Source organism: Pseudomonas sp. PK-RTE-24 (assembly GCF_054052265.1).
Genome location: NZ_CM133224.1, coordinates 310,568 through 328,956 on the forward strand (window position 1 = coordinate 310,568; position 18,389 = coordinate 328,956).

General features: G+C 60.9%; 17 protein-coding genes. 4 read left to right on the top strand and 13 right to left on the bottom strand.

The window, feature by feature from the left end; translation table 11 throughout:
• Window positions 1-156 precede the first annotated feature (156 nt).
• From ACV8MC_RS01475 to ACV8MC_RS01485, 3 genes are all read left to right on the top strand, one after another.
• Window positions 157-501 (top strand): hypothetical protein, encoded by a 345-nt coding sequence (locus ACV8MC_RS01475; protein WP_016771500.1) that lies wholly within the window; start codon window positions 157-159, stop codon window positions 499-501.
• Between the two features lie 366 nt (window positions 502-867).
• Window positions 868-1,272 (top strand): DUF4398 domain-containing protein, encoded by a 405-nt coding sequence (locus tag ACV8MC_RS01480; RefSeq protein ID WP_024011747.1) that lies wholly within the window; start codon window positions 868-870, stop codon window positions 1,270-1,272.
• Window positions 1,273-1,327: 55 nt separating this feature from the next.
• A complete protein-coding gene (locus ACV8MC_RS01485; RefSeq protein WP_024011746.1) occupies window positions 1,328-2,116 on the top strand; it encodes an OmpA family protein in 789 nt (262 codons plus the stop codon).
• 235 nt (window positions 2,117-2,351) lie between these two features.
• Here ACV8MC_RS01485 and ACV8MC_RS01490 read toward each other — a convergent pair whose 3' ends face one another.
• The 13 genes from ACV8MC_RS01490 to ACV8MC_RS01550 form a co-directional block, all read right to left on the bottom strand.
• Window positions 2,352-2,681, bottom strand: a complete 330-nt coding sequence (locus tag ACV8MC_RS01490) for a hypothetical protein (protein ID WP_122600872.1) — start codon at window positions 2,679-2,681, stop codon at window positions 2,352-2,354.
• Complete coding sequence (locus ACV8MC_RS01495; protein ID WP_122699370.1) at window positions 2,678-3,583, bottom strand: alpha/beta hydrolase; 906 nt, start codon at window positions 3,581-3,583, stop codon at window positions 2,678-2,680. The genes ACV8MC_RS01490 and ACV8MC_RS01495 overlap by 4 nt, the downstream gene beginning before the upstream one ends.
• A gap of 163 nt (window positions 3,584-3,746) precedes the next feature.
• The gene (locus tag ACV8MC_RS01500; protein WP_166554750.1) at window positions 3,747-4,997 is read right to left on the bottom strand and encodes a flavohemoglobin expression-modulating QEGLA motif protein; all 1,251 of its coding nucleotides are present in this window, start codon (window positions 4,995-4,997) and stop codon (window positions 3,747-3,749) included.
• 195 nt (window positions 4,998-5,192) lie between these two features.
• Entirely contained in the window at window positions 5,193-5,906 is a 714-nt protein-coding gene (locus ACV8MC_RS01505) for a TetR/AcrR family transcriptional regulator (RefSeq protein ID WP_056783159.1), read from the bottom strand.
• 105 nt (window positions 5,907-6,011) lie between these two features.
• Window positions 6,012-7,514, bottom strand: coding sequence for a lysine--tRNA ligase (lysS, locus tag ACV8MC_RS01510; protein WP_076566067.1), 1,503 nt, complete (start codon window positions 7,512-7,514; stop codon window positions 6,012-6,014).
• 79 nt (window positions 7,515-7,593) lie between these two features.
• Window positions 7,594-8,689 (bottom strand): peptide chain release factor 2 gene (gene prfB, locus ACV8MC_RS01515; protein WP_099758102.1). Its coding sequence is split into 2 segments (ribosomal slippage): window positions 7,594-8,616 and window positions 8,618-8,689, totalling 1,095 coding nucleotides; the frame shifts between segments, so codons are not numbered across the junction.
• Window positions 8,690-8,995: 306 nt separating this feature from the next.
• The gene (locus tag ACV8MC_RS01520) at window positions 8,996-9,997 is read right to left on the bottom strand and encodes a response regulator (protein WP_122699371.1); all 1,002 of its coding nucleotides are present in this window, start codon (window positions 9,995-9,997) and stop codon (window positions 8,996-8,998) included.
• 48 nt (window positions 9,998-10,045) lie between these two features.
• Window positions 10,046-11,056, bottom strand: a complete 1,011-nt coding sequence (gene cheB, locus ACV8MC_RS01525; protein WP_095180462.1) for a chemotaxis response regulator protein-glutamate methylesterase — start codon at window positions 11,054-11,056, stop codon at window positions 10,046-10,048.
• Window positions 11,053-13,323: a response regulator gene (locus ACV8MC_RS01530; RefSeq protein ID WP_457264244.1), complete on the bottom strand. Its 2,271-nt coding sequence runs from the start codon at window positions 13,321-13,323 to the stop codon at window positions 11,053-11,055. The genes cheB and ACV8MC_RS01530 overlap by 4 nt, the downstream gene beginning before the upstream one ends.
• Window positions 13,320-14,003 carry a chemotaxis protein CheW gene (locus tag ACV8MC_RS01535; protein ID WP_457264246.1) on the bottom strand — a complete coding sequence of 228 codons (684 nt, stop codon included), beginning with the start codon at window positions 14,001-14,003 and terminating at the stop codon, window positions 13,320-13,322. Before ACV8MC_RS01535 ends, ACV8MC_RS01530 begins: the two co-directional genes overlap by 4 nt.
• Window positions 14,000-15,274 carry a CheR family methyltransferase gene (locus tag ACV8MC_RS01540; protein WP_457264248.1) on the bottom strand — a complete coding sequence of 425 codons (1,275 nt, stop codon included), beginning with the start codon at window positions 15,272-15,274 and terminating at the stop codon, window positions 14,000-14,002. The genes ACV8MC_RS01535 and ACV8MC_RS01540 overlap by 4 nt, the downstream gene beginning before the upstream one ends.
• Window positions 15,271-15,807, bottom strand: coding sequence for a chemotaxis protein CheW (locus tag ACV8MC_RS01545; RefSeq protein ID WP_457264250.1), 537 nt, complete (start codon window positions 15,805-15,807; stop codon window positions 15,271-15,273). Before ACV8MC_RS01545 ends, ACV8MC_RS01540 begins: the two co-directional genes overlap by 4 nt.
• Window positions 15,807-17,429 (bottom strand): methyl-accepting chemotaxis protein, encoded by a 1,623-nt coding sequence (locus ACV8MC_RS01550; RefSeq protein WP_071174505.1) that lies wholly within the window; start codon window positions 17,427-17,429, stop codon window positions 15,807-15,809. The genes ACV8MC_RS01545 and ACV8MC_RS01550 overlap by 1 nt, the downstream gene beginning before the upstream one ends.
• A 438-nt stretch (window positions 17,430-17,867) precedes the next feature.
• On the opposite strand from ACV8MC_RS01550, the gene ACV8MC_RS01555 reads away from it, so the two are divergent.
• Complete coding sequence (locus ACV8MC_RS01555) at window positions 17,868-18,383, top strand: Hcp family type VI secretion system effector (protein ID WP_007949952.1); 516 nt, start codon at window positions 17,868-17,870, stop codon at window positions 18,381-18,383.
• Window positions 18,384-18,389: the final 6 nt, after the last annotated feature.

The window sequence follows — 18,389 nt, forward strand, 5'->3', positions numbered from 1 at the left end:
TGCCGCTCTGCGCCGCTTCTTACAAGCAGGCGACGAATTGACTTTAAACCTTGCCGGCGAAAGCTAGTCTCAACAGTAAGCCGTACGACGGCCCGCCGCCGGCGCTGCCGGACACTCACCCAGGCCTGCCATCAGCAGGCGCTAAATGAGGTCATCATGAAAATTCGTGAACTCGCCCAGCATTGGGAAGAAAACGCCAAAGGTCGCCTGACCGACACCGGCTACACGATTCATCTGGACGTCGAAGCCGCCGCAAGGCTGGCGGCGATTGCCGAAATGTACCCCAAGCGTCACCCCGAGGAACTGCTCGGCGAGCTGATCGGCGCCGCGCTTGAGGAGTTCGAAGCGAGCCTGCCGTATGTGAAGGGTTCAACAGTGGTGGCGACCGATGAGGAAGGCGATCCGTTGTATGAAGATGTCGGCCCGACGCCGCGTTTTCTGGCGTTATCGCGGCGGCATTTGCATGATTTGTCCTCGGCTGAGAACAAGCAGAAGCACTGATTCCTGACATCGAGAAAAATGTGGGAGCGGGCTTGCCCGCGATGGCGGCAGTTCAGTCAAAGATGTGCTGAGCACGATGGCCTCAGCGCTGGCAAGCCAGCTCCCACAGGGTGCGGATCATCCCTGATATCACTTTAAAACTCACCCGCGCGTACCGCTCCAAAGCCCCAAAGTTCCCGCCCCAGAGCGTTGTCCAAACGGTCAATTAAATTTTTGGCGATAGGCCATCTTTTCTGAACTTTTCAAAAATGCCGCCGGTCGGAACTGGTAACCACGCCTGGAACGAGCGTTTCAATTCGCGTCTACAAGCGATGCTTTCGCCTCCTCTGCCAGGATGGATTCAGTTGTATTTTCAGGAGATGCCTAATGGAGTTGAAGACCATGAAAACCCAAACCTCGTTTTCCCACCTGCGCGGTCTGAAACTGGCCGCTCTGGCCATCGGCACCAGCTTCGTACTGGCCGGTTGCGCCGGTAACCCACCGACCGAGCAGTACGCCGTGACCCAATCGGCCGTCAACAGCGCCGTCAGCGCTGGCGGTACCGAATTCGCTGCGGTGGAAATGAAGCAGGCTCAGGACAAACTGAAACAAGCTGAAATCGCCATGCACGACAAGAAGTATGACGAAGCCCGTCGCCTGTCCGAACAGGCTGAATGGGACGCTCGCGTCGCTGAACGCAAGGCTCAGGCCGCCAAGGCCGAACAGGCTGTGAAGGATTCCCAGAAAGGTGTTCAGGAACTGCGTCAGGAAAGCCAGCGCACTGTGCAGTAAGCGCGCATCCCGACCGCAAAGCTGAAACTCTTACCGATAGAAAGGACGAAAAATTATGCGTAAGCAACTGATGATTCCCGCTCTTCTGGCCGCAAGCGTTGCACTGGCTGCCTGCTCCACCCCGCCTAACCCGAACCTGGAACAGGCGCGCACCAACTACGCCGGCCTGCAGGCCAACCCACAGGCGAGCAAAGTCGCGGCACTGGAAACCAAAGACGCCAGCGATTACCTGGACAAGGCTGACAAGGCCTATCTGGACAAAGAAGACGCAGCCAAGGTTGACCAACTGGCTTACCTGACCAACCAGCGCGTGGAAGTGGCCAAGCAGACCATCGCTCTGCGCACCGCTGAAAACAACCTGAAAAACGCCGCAGCCCAACGTGCCCAGGCCCGTCTGGATGCCCGTGACCAGCAGATCAAACAGCTGCAGGACAGCCTCAACGCCAAGCAGACCGATCGCGGTACGCTGGTGACTTTCGGTGACGTGCTGTTCGCCACCAACAAGGCTGATCTGAAATCCAGCGGCTTGGTGAACATCAACAAACTGGCGCAATTCCTCCAGGAAAACCCGGATCGCAAAGTGATCGTCGAGGGTTACACCGACAGCACCGGCACCGCGAGCTACAACCAGTCGCTGTCCGAGCGTCGCGCGACTTCCGTGCAGATGGCCCTGATCAAGATGGGCGTCGACCCTTCGCGCATCGTCGCTCAGGGTTATGGCAAGGAATACCCGGTAGCGGATAACGGCAGCGTCTCGGGCCGTGCGATGAACCGTCGTGTGGAAGTGACCATCTCCAACGACAACCAGCCAGTAGCACCGCGTTCTTCGGTGAGCTCGAACTAAGCTCCACCCGGTAACGCAAAAGCCCCGCCTGAGTTGATCAGGCGGGGCTTTTTTGTGGGAGCAGACATCGTAGCCCCTCACCCCAGCCCTCTCCCAAGGGAGAGGGAGCCGATTTGTGTCGCTTTCAAAACTTGTGTTCGGCGCAATGGATCAGGTCGACTTAGCTTAAACAAACACCTCGGTCAGTCCCCTCTCCCTCTGGGAGAGGGTTAGGGTGAGGGCTGAACCTGCAGAATCACTCCTCCAGCTTCTGCGGGGTCTCTTCGCCCATACACCGCACGGCTTTTTTCTGCGCGTTGATCAACACCCCGGTCAGGCCTTTCTGTTCGGTATCGAACAGCACCAGCACGCCATCAATGCACTGCGCCACTTGCGGCGCAGGTGTCAGCGAGACTTTGTAGTCCTCGCCCGGCACGGTCTTGAGCATGGTGAATTCGTTTAGCAGCAACGCATCCTCCGGCTTGGCAAAGTGCAGGTAGCCGTAGTACCACAGCGCCCCGACGGTGCCGAGGATGCTGCAGATACCGGTGATGATCAGCGGGATGGCATTACGTTCTTCACTCATTGCGGGGTCTCATCTTCGGAATTCGGGGGCGGCGGATAGTTGGGGATTTCGCCGAGGCGGCGCAGGCCGTCGAAGTGTTCGGGATCATCAAGGTAGCGCAGCATGACCTGACGCCACACCGGGTCGCCGAAGGTTTGCACATGACCGCCACGGGTCAGCTGCAACACGCGCGGCGGCGGCGCCGCTTGATACAGGCGAATGCCGTTGGCCATCGGCACCAGCGGATCGTCGATGCTGTGGAAGATCAGCTTGGGCACGCCGGTCAGCTGCGCCATCGAGTTGATCGCGCTGTCGCCATCCGGCACCAGCCACGACAGCGGCACCTGCAACGGCCAGGTCAGCCACGAAGTGCTGAGGGCGAATTGGCCGACACTGCGATAACTGGCCGGCACGCCATCCAGCACCAGGGCCTTGAGTTGTTTTTGCCGTTCCGGGTGCTGCGCCAGCCAATGCACCGACATCGCGCCGCCGAGGCTCTGCCCGAGCAGCACCAGCGGCTTGCCTTTGACTTCGGGCGCGTTGTCGAGCCAGGCAAACGCGGCGTCGATGTCCTGATAGATCGCCGGCAGGCTCGGCTTGCCCTCGGACAAACCGTAACCGCGATAGTCGACCAGCAGTACCTGATAGCCATTCTTCGGCAACCACCAGCTGCCGCCCAGATGCATCGGCAGATTGCCGCCGTTGCCGTGCAGATGCAGGACCGTGCCTTTGACCTCGACGCCAGGTTTGGCCGGCAGCCACCAGGCGTTGAGCTTCAAGCCATCGGCGGTGATCAGAGTGACGGTGCGGTATTCGAGTTTGGCTTTGTCCGGGGTGAAGATCTGGCCCGGTTCAGGATAGAACAGCAGCGAACTGCAACCGCCGAGGGTCAAGAGCAGGCAAAGGATGCCGAGGATTCTCATCCGGTGAAACCTCGCAAGAAATGGGCGAACAATCGATTCAGAGAAAACCAATAACCCTGTGGGAGCTGGCTTGCCAGCGATGGCGGTGGGTCAGCTAACATCAATATTGACTGACAGAATGCAATCGCTGGCAAGCCAGCTCCCACAGGGGATTGTGTTTGGGTTAGAGGATATTGGAGTAATCCGCCTCAATCCGGTCCAGGCTCAAATGGTTGAGGAAGTTGGAGAAACACATCCACGCCGACAACGCATTCAAGTCACGGAACTGATCCGGTAGATATTTCGGCGGCACCACCAGCCCTTCATCCACCAGTTGCCGCAAGGTCCGCATGTCTTCCAGTGTGGTCTTGCCACAGAACAACAGCGGAATCTGCTCGAGCTTGCCCTTGCGCACGGCCAACTGAATGTAGTTGTAAACCATGATGAAGCCCTTGAGGTAGGACAAGTCTTTGGTGAATGGCAGACCGGTCGGCGTCGAGCCACGGAAAACCCGGCTGGCGTTGCCGTAGCTTTCGGCCATCTCGAAACCCTGCTCGCGGAAGAATTCGTAAATCTGCAAAAAGTCGGCGCCCTCCTCGACCATATGAATCGCACGGGTGCGGTTGGTCAGTTTGCGCAGGCGACTCGGGTAAGAAGCGAAGGTGATGATTTCCATCAGGATCGCCAGCCCTTCCTGGGTGACCGTTGACGAGGGCGGGCCTTTGGACAGGAAAGTGCAGATAGGCTGGTTCAAGCCATTGAGCGTAGTGCCGACGTGCACCAGACCTTCGTGGACTTCCAGTGCGCGCACGTCGCGGTCGTTGAACAGCGCATCCGTGCGGATCTTGATGTAGTCGGCGCCCGCCGCGGCGTCGGCGACGATGCCGTCGGACTCGAACACGCGAATGGTTTCTTCGGCCTCACCGAATACCTTGTTCAGTCGGGTTTGCAGCAGGTGCACCGCGTCTTTGGCGGTGAGGATTTTCGGTTCGTCCTTCAGATCGCCGCGTCCGTCGATGTTGTTCAGGTAGTCGGACATCATCAGGCCGAGGTCGGCCAATGTCGGGTCACCGGCGTGAAAGGCATCGGACGCCGCGCCGTACAGCTCCTGCGAGATCAGGCCGAAGTCCTCGGTGCCGCGCGCCTCGAGCATGCGCACCACCATGCGGTATTCCTTGCACATGCGCCGCATGATCTGCCCGACCGGGTTGAACTGGCCGAGCTGGCGGGTGATGTCGCGCTCGATGTTCTGAAATTCCAGTTTGACCTGGCTCGAATCGAACGACAGCGGGCGGTTGAGGTAGTAGTCGCGATCCACCGCCGGCATTTCCTTGCCTTTGGCCTTGAGAAAACCCTTGCGCACGTTGTCGTCCCACTTGACCGCATCGAGCACGCGGATCGGCGTCTGCGCCAGCACAATGCGATCGGACAACATGCGTATCGTCTGCTGGTAATCGTCCACCCGAAACTCCTGTAGAAAACGTGACGCTTTGAATGACTGGGCGCGGGCTCCCTGTAGGAGCTGCCGAAGGCTGCGATCTTTTGACCTTGGTCTTCTAAAAGCAGATCAAAAGATCGCAGCCTTCGGCAGCTCCTACAGGGGGATCGGCGTCAGACGGACGACATTGTGTTACACCGACGCCAATACAAGGTGCATATACCGCGTCAGAATCCCGAGCATGTCCTCTTCGGCCAATGGCTCGGCGTCGTTGAGCAGGCCCTGATATTCCATCCGTCCGATAATCGCCGTCAACACCTTGGCATCCTGCTGCGGTTCGCGCGAGCCCAGCACCTGGAACAACTGGCAGGTGCCCTGCAGCAAAATCTGCTGATGGGAGCGCACCAGAATGGCCAGACGCGGATTGAGCAGCGCTTCCTGACGGAACGCCTGCTCGGCCATCAGATGCTCGCGGCGGTTGATCAGTTGCCGGTGCACGTAATCGGCCATCAGCCGCGCGATGTCATCGGCCAGTTGCGAGCGCGACTCCGGGCTGCCGTCGGCGCTGACCACCATTTCGCGCAGCAGACCTTCGTTATTGATCCACAACTTGGCCATGTACGCCGCGCTGCGTTCAACGTATTGGGCGAAGGTATCGGTGAGCAGGTCATCGATGTCCTTGAAGTAATACGTGGTCGCCGACAGCGGCACGCCGGCCTCCGCCGCGACCGCACGATGGCGCACGGCACGCACGCCGTCGCGCACGACAATGCGCATCGCGGCGTCGAGAATGTCCTGGCGACGCTGCTCACTGCCCTGTCGGCTGGCCTTGCGGCCCTGGTACTGAACACTTTCAGCGACCGCAGTGGCGATACCCGCTGCACCTTCTTGAGCTATTGCACCCATCACGACAGCACTTCCTCTGCTATTTGCAAATTAACCAATTGATACATTTGTACCAGACAGGCAATAAAAAGCCGCCTGTTTTAGGCGGCTTTTCAACTGAAACGTTTACGCTTGCGGTCGCATGTGCGGGAACAGGATCACATCGCGGATCGACGGCGAGTTGGTCAGCAACATCACCAGGCGATCGATGCCGATACCTTCACCGGCGGTTGGCGGCATGCCGTACTCCAGCGCACGGACAAAGTCGGCGTCGTAGTGCATGGCTTCGTCGTCACCAGCGTCCTTGTCGGCCACCTGCGCCATGAAGCGCTCGGCCTGGTCTTCCGCGTCGTTCAACTCGGAGTAGGCGTTGGCGATTTCACGACCACCGATGAACAGCTCGAAGCGGTCGGTGACGTTCGGGTTCTCGTCGTTACGACGGGCCAGCGGCGACACTTCAAACGGGTACTGAGTGATGAAGTGCGGCTGCTCCAGCTTGTGCTCGACCAGCTCTTCGAAAATCATCACCTGCAGTTTGCCCAGACCTTCGAAGCCCAGCACCTTGGCGCCGGCCTTCTTGGCGATGGCGCGAGCCTTGTCGATGTCATTCAGATCATCGGCAGTCAGCTCAGGGTTGTACTTGAGGATCGAGTCGAACACCGACAGACGCACGAACGGCTCGCCGAAGTGGAACACCTTGTCGCCGTACGGCACGTCGGTGCTGCCCAGCACCAGCTGCGCCAGCTCGCGGAACAGTTCCTCGGTGAGGTCCATGTTGTCTTCGTAATCGGCGTACGCCTGATAGAACTCCAACATGGTGAATTCAGGGTTGTGACGAGTCGAAACGCCTTCGTTACGGAAGTTACGGTTGATCTCGAAGACTTTCTCGAAACCACCGACCACCAGACGCTTCAGATACAGCTCAGGAGCGATACGCAGGAACATTTCCATGTCCAGCGCGTTGTGGTGAGTTTCGAACGGCTTGGCTGCGGCGCCGCCGGGAATGGTCTGCAGCATCGGTGTTTCGACTTCGAGGAAGTCGCGCTTCATCAGGAAGCTGCGGATGTGCGCGATCACTTGCGAACGCACGCGGAAGGTCTGGCGCACGTCTTCGTTGACGATCAGGTCGACGTAACGCTGACGGTAGCGCTGTTCGGTGTCGGTCAGGCCGTGGTGCTTGTCCGGCAGCGGACGCAGCGACTTGGTCAGCAGACGCACGTTGGTCATTTCAACGTACAGGTCGCCCTTGCCGGAACGCGCCAGGGTGCCTTCGGCAGCAATGATGTCGCCCATGTCCCAGGTTTTCACCGCAGCCAGGGTTTCTTCGGACAGCGTCTTGCGGTTGACGTAGACCTGAATGCGTCCGGTCATGTCCTGGATCACCATGAACGAGCCACGGTTGAGCATGATGCGACCGGCAACCTTGACCGGGATTGCAGCCTCTGCCAGCTCTTCCTTGGTCTTGTCCGCGTACTGTTTCTGCAAGGCATCGCAGTAGTTTTCGCGGCGGAAGTCGTTCGGGAAGGCATTGCCCTTGGCGCGCTCGGCAGCAAGCTTTTCCTTGCGCAGGGCGATCAGGGAGTTTTCTTCCTGTTGCAGGGCTTGCGGGTCGAGTTGTAGGTCGCTCATGTCTTTAAGTATTCCATCAGGTTCGTTGCCCCCAGCCTTCGGCTGGGGATCGCGGGCGAGCCCGCTCCCACAGAGGGTGTTACAGGCCGGATTTCAGGCTCGCTTCCAGGTATTCGTCGATGTCGCCATCGAGCACCTTGTCGCAATCGCTGCGTTCGATGTTGGTACGCAGATCCTTGATCCGCGAGGCATCGAGCACGTAAGAGCGGATCTGGTGACCCCAGCCGATGTCCGACTTGGTGTCTTCCAGCGCCTGCGAGGCCGCATTGCGCTTCTGCATTTCCTGCTCGTACAACTTGGCCCGCAGCATTTTCATCGCGGTGTCCTTGTTGGCGTGCTGGGAACGTTCGTTCTGGCAGCTGACCACGGTGTTGGTCGGTACGTGGGTGATACGTACGGCCGAGTCGGTGGTGTTTACGTGCTGACCACCGGCACCGGAGGAACGATAGGTGTCGATCCGCAGGTCTGCCGGGTTGATTTCGATTTCCACCTTGTCGTCGATCTCTGGCGAGACGAAAACAGCGGAGAACGAGGTATGGCGACGGTTACCGGAGTCGAACGGGCTCTTGCGCACCAGACGGTGCACGCCGATCTCGGTACGCAGCCAGCCAAAGGCGTATTCGCCCTTGATGTGCACGGTCGCGCCCTTGATCCCGGCGACTTCACCGGCGGACAGTTCCATGATGGTTGCGTCGAAACCGCGTTTGTCAGCCCAGCGCAGGTACATGCGCAGCAGGATGTTGGCCCAGTCCTGCGCTTCGGTGCCGCCGGAACCGGCCTGGATGTCCAGGTAGGCGTTGTTCGGGTCCATTTCATGGCTGAACATGCGGCGGAATTCCAGCTTGGCCAGATTTTCCTCGAGACGGGCCAGCTCGGCGACGACATCGCCCACTGCGCCTTCGTCGTTCTCTTCGACGGCCATGTCCAGCAGGTCGCGGCAATCGGCCAGACCGCCGTTCAGTTCGTCGAGAGTGTCGACGATCTGCGCCAGCGCGGCACGCTCGCGGCCCAGCTCCTGGGCGTATTCAGGTTTGTTCCAGACACTCGGATCTTCAAGCTCGCGATTGACCTCGGTCAGACGCTCATGCTTTTGATCGTAGTCAAAGATACCCCCGAATAGTTTCGGAGCGCTCGGACAGGTCCTTGATGGTGTTCAGGATCGGGTTGATTTCCATGACGGGCAGCACTCGTTGGCGAACTTTTGAAAGCCGGCGAGTATAACGTAAACAGGCTGTCGCGGCAGCCCGTCTGGCGGTGAATGGGCCGAGATTGCTGCCCTCACCCTAGCCCTCTCCCGGAGGGAGAGGGGACCGATCGGGGGATATTTGAAACATACGCCGAATAGAATGGCTTCACCGAATCCGTGATCGCCAAGCCTGAAGATCCATAATCGCTGCGATCTCTCAGGTCGATGTCTGGCCCGAGACACCTCACCCCAGCCCTCTCCCTCCGGGAGAGGGCTGGGGTGAGGGCAACGGCCGTTACTCGATCCCGACCTGATTGCGCCCATTGTTCTTGGCCAGATACAAGCCGCGATCCGCCGCCGAAATCAGCAGCCGGCAATCACTGCCCGCCTGCGGCACCATGGTCGCCAGACCAATGCTGATGGTCAGACTGGAGCCCTCGGCCGGCGTGTTATGCGGAATTTTCAGCGCCGCCACGGTCTGGCGCAGTTTCTCGGCCAACAGCCGCGCGCCGCCCGGTGAAGTGTTCGGCAGCACCAGCACAAACTCCTCGCCGCCGTAACGCGCCGGCAGGTCCGATGGCCGCGAGCTGGCCTCGCGGATCGCCGTGGCGACCTTGCGCAAGGCTTCGTCGCCTTCAACGTGGCCAAAACTGTCGTTGTACGACTTGAAGTAATCGACGTCGATCATCAGCAATGACAGCTGCGTCTGATCACGTAGCGAACGGCGCCACTCCAGTTCCAGGTACTCGTCGAAGTGCCGGCGGTTGGACAGCCCGGTCAGGCCATCGGAGTTCATCAGCCGTTGCAGCACCAGATTGGTGTCGAGCAATTGCTGCTGGCTGACCCGCAACGCTCGGTACGCGGCGTCGCGTTGCAGCAATGTCATGTAGGACCGCGAGTGGTAGCGAATGCGCGCGACCAGTTCGATGGTATCCGGCAGTTTCACCAGATAGTCGTTGGCGCCAGCGGAGAACGCCGCGCTTTTGATCAGCGGGTCTTCCTTGGTCGAGAGAACGATGATCGGGATGTCCTTGGTCGCCGGATGATTGCGGTATTCGCGCACCAGGCTCAGGCCATCGAGGCCGGGCATCACCAGGTCCTGGAGGATCACCGTCGGCTTGATCCGCACCGCCTGGGCGATGGCCTGCTGCGGGTCGGAGCAGAAGTGGAAGTCGATGTTTTCCTGATTCGACAGCCCACGGCGCACCGCTTCGCCGATCATCGCCTGATCATCCACCAACAACACCATGGCGGCGTTCTCGTCGGTTTTAATGTCGTCGATCTGTAAATCATTCATGAGCGGTCACCTGAGTACTGCGGGGGCCTGGATTGCCGATCAACCTGTTCATTTGGGGAAAATCTCCAGCAATCGTGGCGCTATCTTTTCCAGCGGGCGGATTTCCACCGCGGCATCGATTGCCGCGGCAGCCTTGGGCATGCCGTACACCGCACTGCTGTGCTGATCCTGGGCGATGGTCAAATAGCCCTGCTGGCGCATGAGCTTAAGCCCTTGCGCGCCATCGCGCCCCATCCCGGTCAATAAAACCCCGACCGCGTCACCGTTCCAGTAACTGGCAACGCTCTCGAAAAACACGTCGATCGAGGGGCGATAGATCTCGTTGACCGGTTCGGCGGTGTAGGCCAGCGTGCCGTTTTTCAACAGGCGAATATGGTGATTGGTCCCGGCCAGCAGCACCGCGCCACTTTGCGGCGGCTCGCCTTCACGGGCCAGACGCACATCGAGGCCGCTGGCGCTGGCCAGCCATTCGGCCATGCCGGCGGCGAACACCTGATCGACATGCTGCACCAGCACGATCGCGGCGGAAAAATCCTTCGGCAGGCCTTTGAGCAACACTTCCAGCGCCGCCGGCCCACCCGCAGACGAACCGATCGCCACCAGCCGCTGACGTGACGGCGAACTGCGCGGTGAACTCGGCGCCGGGCGCGAGCGCGGCGCCTTGTCGCCGATCAGCCAGCCGATGTTGAGGATCTTGCGCAACAACGGCGCCGCCGCTTCCTGGGCATTGCCGGCGCCGATCGCCGGCGTGTCGACCACGTCCAGCGCGCCGTGGCCCATGGCCTCGAACACGCGGTGCACGTTCTGCTGGCGGTCGACGGTGACGATGACGATCGCGCATGGGGTCTCGGCCATGATCCGCCGCGTGGCTTCGACACCGTCCATGATCGGCATGATCAGGTCCATCAGAATCAGGTCTGGCGTGCACTCGGCGCAGCGTTGCACCGCCTCGGCGCCGTTGCTGGCGACCCAGATCACCTGATGCGCCGGCTCGAACGCCAGCGCTCGGCGCAGGGCCTCCACCGCCAGGGGCATATCGTTGACGATTGCGATCCTCATGCCCGCGCCCCCCCGATGAGCTCGACCACTGCATCGAGCAGGGCGTCGTCATGAAAACTGGCTTTGGCCAGATAATAGTCGGCGCCGGCGTCCAGTCCCCGGCGGCGGTCTTCTTCGCGATCCTTGTACGACACGACCATCACCGGCAGCGATTGCAGACGGTTGTCGCGGCGCAGCAGGGTGACCAGTTCGATGCCGTCCATGCGCGGCATGTCGATGTCGGTGATCAGCAGATCGAAGTTCTCCGAACGCAGCGCATTCCAGCCATCCATGCCGTCCACAGCCACCGCGACGTCATAGCCGCGATTGAGCAGCAGTTTGCGTTGCAGCTCGCGCACGGTCAGCGAATCGTCGACCACCAGCACCCGTTTGCGCGCCGCTTCGGCAGTTTGATTGCCGTGGCGGGCAATGCGCTCCAGACGCCCGGTGTTGAGCAGTTTGTCTACCGAACGCAGCATGTCTTCGACATCGACGATCAGCACCACCGAACCATCATCGAGCAAGGCCCCGGCGGAAATATCCTGAACCTTGCCCAGACGCTCGTCCAGCGGCAACACCACCAGCGTGCGCTCACCCACGAAGCGCTCGACAGCCACCCCATAAATCGCCTCGCGCTCGCGGATCACCACGACTTTCAGGGTAGCGCCATCGTTCTGACTGGCCGGGCGATTGAGCAACTGGCTGGCCGCAACCAGCCCGACATGCTGGCCTTCGTGCCAGAAATGCTGGCGTCCTTCGACCTGCACGATGTCTTCGGGGGCCAGATCGCACATGCGTTCGATGTGCGCCAAGGGGAATGCGTAAGCCTCTTCGCCGACTTCCACCACGAGGCTGCGTACCACCGAAAGCGTCAACGGCACCTCCAGATGGAAACGGCTGCCCTCGCCCGCCGTCTGCTCCAGCACCACGGCCCCACGCAATTGGCGGACCATATGCTGAACAGCGTCGAGGCCGACCCCGCGCCCGGACACTTCGGTAACCTTGTCGCGCAGGCTGAACCCCGGCAGAAACAGGAAGGTCAGCAGTTCTTCTTCGCTCAGTTGCGCTGCGGTTTCGGCTGGGGATAACTGCCGTTCGACGATGCTGCGGTGGACTTTCTCCAGATCGACGCCACCGCCGTCATCGCTGAGTTCCAGCACCAGCAAACCGGCTTGGTGGGAGGCGCGCAGACGAATCAGGCCTTCTTCGGGCTTGCCCTTGAGCAGGCGCTGCTCCGGGGATTCGATGCCGTGATCGACGGCGTTGCGCAGCAAATGAGTCAGCGGCGCTTCGAGCTTTTCCAGCACGTCGCGATCGACCTGAGTTTTCTCGCCTTCGATCTCCAGGCGCACTTGTTTGCCAAGACTGCGTCCGAGATCGCGAACCATGCGCGCCTGCCCGCTGAGCACGTCGGCAAACGGGCGCATGCGACAGGCCAGCGCGGTGTCGTAGAGCACTTGTGCACGCTGGCTGGCCTGCCAGGCGAATTCGTCGAGTTCGGCGTTTTTCTCGCTGAGCAATTGCTGCGACTCGGCGAGCAAACGTCGCGCATCTTCCAGCGACTCGAGCGCTTCCAGGCTCAGTGCATGCTCCTTCAGGTGCACATTGAGATTTTCCAGCGCGCGCAGGCCGTTGTTCTGCATGCGCTTGAGGCGCTGCATGGTCGCCAGATGCGGCTTGAGACGCTGGGTTTCCACCAGCGATTTGCTCGACAGATCGAGCAGGCTGTTCAGGCGTTCGGCAGTGACGCGCAAAACGCGCTCGCCGCCTTCGGTGGTGCGTTTGTTTTTACGCGGGGTCGGTTCGGCGGGCTCGTCGACAATCGGCGCCGACACTATCGGCACTGGCTCGATCTGCAACTCGGCCATTGGTGGCGTGGCAACCACAGCGGCTGGCGCCGAAGGATCGAGCAGACGCCCCATCAGCGTCACGTAGGCTTCAATGTCCGTGGGTTGCGGCGCATTGGCCGGCGTGGCGATGCGCATCAGCAGGTCGGTGCCCTGCAACAACGCGTCGATGTGTTCGGGACGCAGCAACAAACGCCCTTCCTGCGCGCTGACCAGGCAATCCTCCATGACGTGGGCGACGCTGACGCCGCTGTCGATGCCAACAATGCGCGCCGCACCTTTGAGCGAGTGCGCCGCACGCATGCACGACTCCAGCTGATCGGCCTGGGTCGGATTGCGCTCCAGCGCCAACAGCCCGGCGCTGAGCACTTGGGTCTGGGCTTCGGCTTCGAGACTGAACAGCTCGAGCAGAGAGGCGTCGCGCATTTGCTCGGGGGTCATGTCAGGCTCCGGGTCACGGCGGACAACAGCTGTTCTTCATCCAGCCAGCGCAGGCTGCGACCGCGATATTGCAGAACGCCACGGGTGTACTTGGCACTGTTCTGCGCACCGGACTGCGACGCGGCGTCGAGGATGCGCTCGTCGATGGCATGGATGCCGTCGACCTCGTCTACCGGCACCACCACCGGCCCGCCGTGCGCGGCGATGATCAGCATGCGCGGCATGACGCGTCCGCCGCTGGCCGGCGCGGCACTGCCGTCGAGGTCGAGCAACTCCACCAGCGACAAGCAAGCTACCAAGGCGCCACGGACATTGGCCACGCCGAGCAAGGCCCGTGAGCGCTGGTGCGGCAGCGAGTGAATCGCCTGCAACGGCGCGACTTCGACGAGGCTGCGCGTCGCAAGTCCGAGCCATTCCTCGCCGAGGCGGAACATCAGCAGCGAGCGGGTCTTGACGTCGGTTTCGACCTTGCTGACCACTGCTTCGCGCTGGTCCTGCTGCAACGAATAGCGGTCGAGCAGGCGTGTGGCGGCGGCGGAATATACCGAGCAGTTGCGGCAATGGATGTGCTCTTCCAGCAACGGGCAGGACTTGTCGCCATGAATGCCGATGCGGTTCCAGCAATCGTCGATGGCGCGGGCGTCTTCGTGGGTAACGTTCAAGGTGTCGGACGCGCTCATCGTTTACGCTCACTGTCGGCGGTGCGCCCGCTGCGGGCGGCGCGCTCCTGCAATCGTCGGGCACCCGCCGTATCGCCCTGAGCCTGCAGCAATACGGCCAGGTGCATCAGCGCTTCGGGGTGTTGCGGTTCGAGGTACAAGGCCTTGCGGTAATACCCCTGGGCTTCGAGGCTCAGGCCGGCGACATCGCTGAGCAGGCCGAGCCAATAGAACACCTGCGCCACGGGTTCATGGCTGCGCAGATAGTGTTCGCACGCGGCACGGGCCTCGGCGCTTTTGCCTTCGTTGGCCAGTGCAGCAATCTGCGCCAACAGCGTTGCGGCGTCCGGGTCGGCAGTTTTTTTCGTCACCGGCAAAGCCGTCACGGCAGCGAACGGCCGATTGCGCACTGGCGCTGGCGGCGGCGCGCTGCGCAGTGGTTGGCTGATCGGCACGGCGACCGGTTTGGGCGTCGGCAGCGGTTCGGGGTGCGGCTCGCTATGGCGGCTGAAAGCGAACGACTGCGGGATGCCGATCGAGCGCATGCCCAAGCGCCCGAGCAGACTGCCCTCCGCCGGGCCGATAAACAGCACGCCGTCGACGTGGGTCAGGCGCTTGAGCACTTCGAACACCTGCTTTTGCGTCGGCTGGTCGAAGTAGATCAGCAGGTTGCGGCAGAACACGAAATCGAAGGCCGGCTCGGTCGCCAACAGCGTCGGATCGAGCACATTGCCGACTTGCCAGCGCACTTGTTCGCGAACGTATTCGTTGACCCGGTGGCCGTCCTGCTCGGCAAAAAAATGTCGCTCGCGGTATTCCAGATCCTGACCGCGAAAGGAGTTCTTGCCATACACCGCACGCCGCGCCTTTTCCACCGAGAGCGGGCTGATGTCCATGCCGTCGACCTTGAATTGATGCGGCTGCAATCCGGCATCAAGCAAGGCCATGGCAATCGAGTAGGGTTCTTCGCCGGTCGAGCACGGCAGGCTCAGAATTCGCAGCGCGCGCATATTATTGAGTTCTTTAAGCCGACCTCGCGCCAGTTTGCCCAGCGTCGCGAAAGATTCCGGATAACGGAAAAACCACGTTTCCGGAACGATCACCGCTTCGATCAGCGCCTGCTGCTCGTCCCGCGAGCCTTGCAACAGCTGCCAATATTCGTCGGCGTGGGCGGCCTGGGACAGGGTCGTGCGCTGGCGCACGGCACGCTCGATGATCGCCGCGCCCACCGACGCGACATCAAGGCCGATGCGTTCCTTGAGGAAATCGAAAAAGCGCTGCTCACTGCTCATGACTGCGCCTCAAGCTGCGCCGGATCACGCGGCGGATCGGGGAACAGCAAGCTGCGCACGGCGTCATCGAGCAAGTCATTGACCCGCACCCATTGCAGCAATCCCTGCGCATCCTCGCGCACCGGACCGAGGTACGGCGCCTCACGGTTGTCGAGGCCGTAAGGCTGGAAATCTTGCGGATGACAGCGCAGCGTGTCGGTGGCCTGCTCGAGAATCAGCCCGAGCCATTGCGCTGCTTGCGATTGATCCGGCTGATAATTGACCAGCACCAGCCGCGTGCTGGTGCGCGCCTCGGCGGGCTGACCGAAAGTGAGCGCGCTGAGATCGATCACTGGCACCACCGCCCCGCGATAGGCGAACACCCCGGCCACCCACTGCGGCGCCCGGGCAATCGGTTTCAGCGGCAGGCGCGGCAGCACTTCGGCCACTTCCGTGGCGCGCAGGGCGTAGCGTTCGCTGCCGATGCGAAACAGCAGGAACAGCGCCGGCTTCGCCACTGGCGCACTGCCTCGTTTGGCGATGATTTCGCTCATCAGACTTTGAATCGCGAAACGCCGCTGCGCAGGCCGACGGCCACCTGACTCAGTTCGTCGATAGCGAAACTGGCCTGACGCAGCGACTCGACGGTCTGGCTGCTGGCATCGCCCAACTGCACCAGCGCATGGTTGATCTGCTCGGCGCCAGTGGCCTGGGCCTGCATCCCTTCGTTGACCATCAGCACGCGCGGCGCCAGCGCCTGCACCTGATGGATGATCTGCGACAGCTGCTCGCCGACCTGCTGCACTTCCGACATGCCGCGGCGCACTTCTTCGGAAAACTTGTCCATGCCCATCACCCCGGCCGACACCGCCGACTGGATCTCGCGGACCATCTGTTCGATGTCGTAGGTGGCCACGGCGGTCTGATCGGCCAGACGCCGGACTTCGGTGGCGACCACGGCAAAACCGCGACCGTACTCGCCGGCCTTCTCGGCTTCGATCGCTGCGTTGAGCGACAGCAGGTTGGTCTGGTCGGCCACCTTGACGATGGTCACCACCACCTGATTGATGTTGCCGGCCTTCTCGTTGAGGATCGCCAGTTTGGCGTTGACCAGATCCGCCGCGCCCATGACCGAGTGCATGGTGTCTTCCATGCGCGCCAGGCCTTGCTGGCCGGAGCCGGCGAGCACCGAGGCCTGATCGGCAGCGGTGGACACTTCGGTCATGGTGCGCACCAGATCCCGCGAAGTCGCGGCGATCTCACGGGAGGTTGCGCCGATTTCGGTGGTGGTCGCTGCGGTTTCGGTGGCGGTGGCCTGTTGCTGCTTGGAAGTGGCGGCGATCTCGGTCACCGAGGTGGTCACCTGCACCGAGGAGCGCTGGGCCTGGGACACCAGCGACGTCAGCTCGGTCATCATGTCGTTGAAGCCGGTTTCGACCGCGCCGAATTCGTCCTTGCGATCAAGGTTCAGGCGCGAACTCAGATCGCCGGTGCGCATGATGTCGAGGATGGTCACGATGCGGTTCATCGGCGCCATGATCGCGCGCATCAACAGCAGACCGCAGAGGCCGGCAACCAGTACCGCGACCAGCAGGGAAATGACCATGCTGACTTTGGCCGTTGCGACCGCATCGTCGATGTTGGCCATGGCGTTATCAGCGACGACTTTGTTTTCGCCAATAATGTCGTTGAGTTTCATACGCCCGGTGTACCACGCCGGGGTCAGTTTCTCGTTGAACAGCTTGATGGCATCGGCTTCCAGATTGCGCTTGTGCAGGTCCAGCACGGCATCCTGAATCTGGATGTAGGTGTCGTGGTACTTCTCGAACAAGGCGAATTCGGAGCGGTCTTCATCGGTGGCCATGGTCTTGCGATAGTTGGCCATCTGCTCTTGCAGACGCGCCTCGAACGCCTTGTAGTCCGCTGCGTCTTCGCTGGAAACGCCCTGGCCTTCCTTGAGGCCGAGCAGCTCCTGGGTCTGCAAATAACTGTCGACCCATGCACCACGAATCATCGAGCTGTAATAGACGCCGGGAATGGCATCGTCGCGCACGCTGTTTTCACTGGCCTCGATTTTCAACAACCGCGAGTAGGACAGCACCACCATCAACAGCATGATGGCGATAATCACCGCAAAGCTCGCCAAAATGCGTTGGCGCAACGTCCAGTTCTTCACAGTGAATCCTCGTGCCTGATCGAAATGCGGGGAGTATAGCCGAGGGCGGTGTTTCATTTATAAGACGCTTTCGCTGGCAGTACTGTCCTTGTGGGAGCGAGCCTGCTCGCGAAGGCAACACCGCGATCTCGGCAAATACCCAACTGCGCAAGAAGTTGCGCAGTTGGTCGTAATATTTCAGGGCCTGAATCCTCTGCAGCTCAAGCGGCGCAAGGCCTGCAGCCAAGTGCGCAAGAAGTTGCGCAGTACTGCGCAACTTCTTGCGCACTTTCTCCCGGTTATCCCGGTGAAAAACGCCGCGAATGGTCACCGACTACCGTGGCGTCCCCGCCATCCGGGCACCGCGCAAAACCTGGCACGCTCCTTGATAACTCTCAGCCACCCACCGGGCGATTTCGCCTCCGGGCACCCTAACTTTATCCGCAAGGAGAGCACCCCATGGCAACACCAGCGTACATGTCGGTTACCGGCGAAAAACAAGGCCTGATCACTGCCGGCGCTTTCACCGCCGACTCCGTTGGCAACACCTACCAGGAAGGCCACGAAGACCAGGTTATGGTTCAGGCTTTCACCCACGACGTGATCATCCCGCGTGACCCGCAATCCGGTCAGCCAACCGGTCAGCGCGTACACAAGCCAGTTGTGATCACCAAGGTCTACGACAAGGCTTCGCCACTGCTGCAAGCAGCTCTGACTTCCGGCGAGCGCATGAGCGAAATCGTTATCCAGTGGTACCGCACTTCGGCTCAAGGCACCCAAGAGCACTACTACACCACCAAACTGGAAGACGCGATCATCGTCGCCATCAACAACAAAATGCACAACTGCCAGGATCCAGGCAACGCGCACTTCACCCACCTGGAAGAAGTGCAGTTCACCTACCGTAAAATCACCTGGACCCACGAAGTATCCGGTACTTCGGGTTCCGATGACTGGCGTGCTCCAGTCGTTTAATTACGG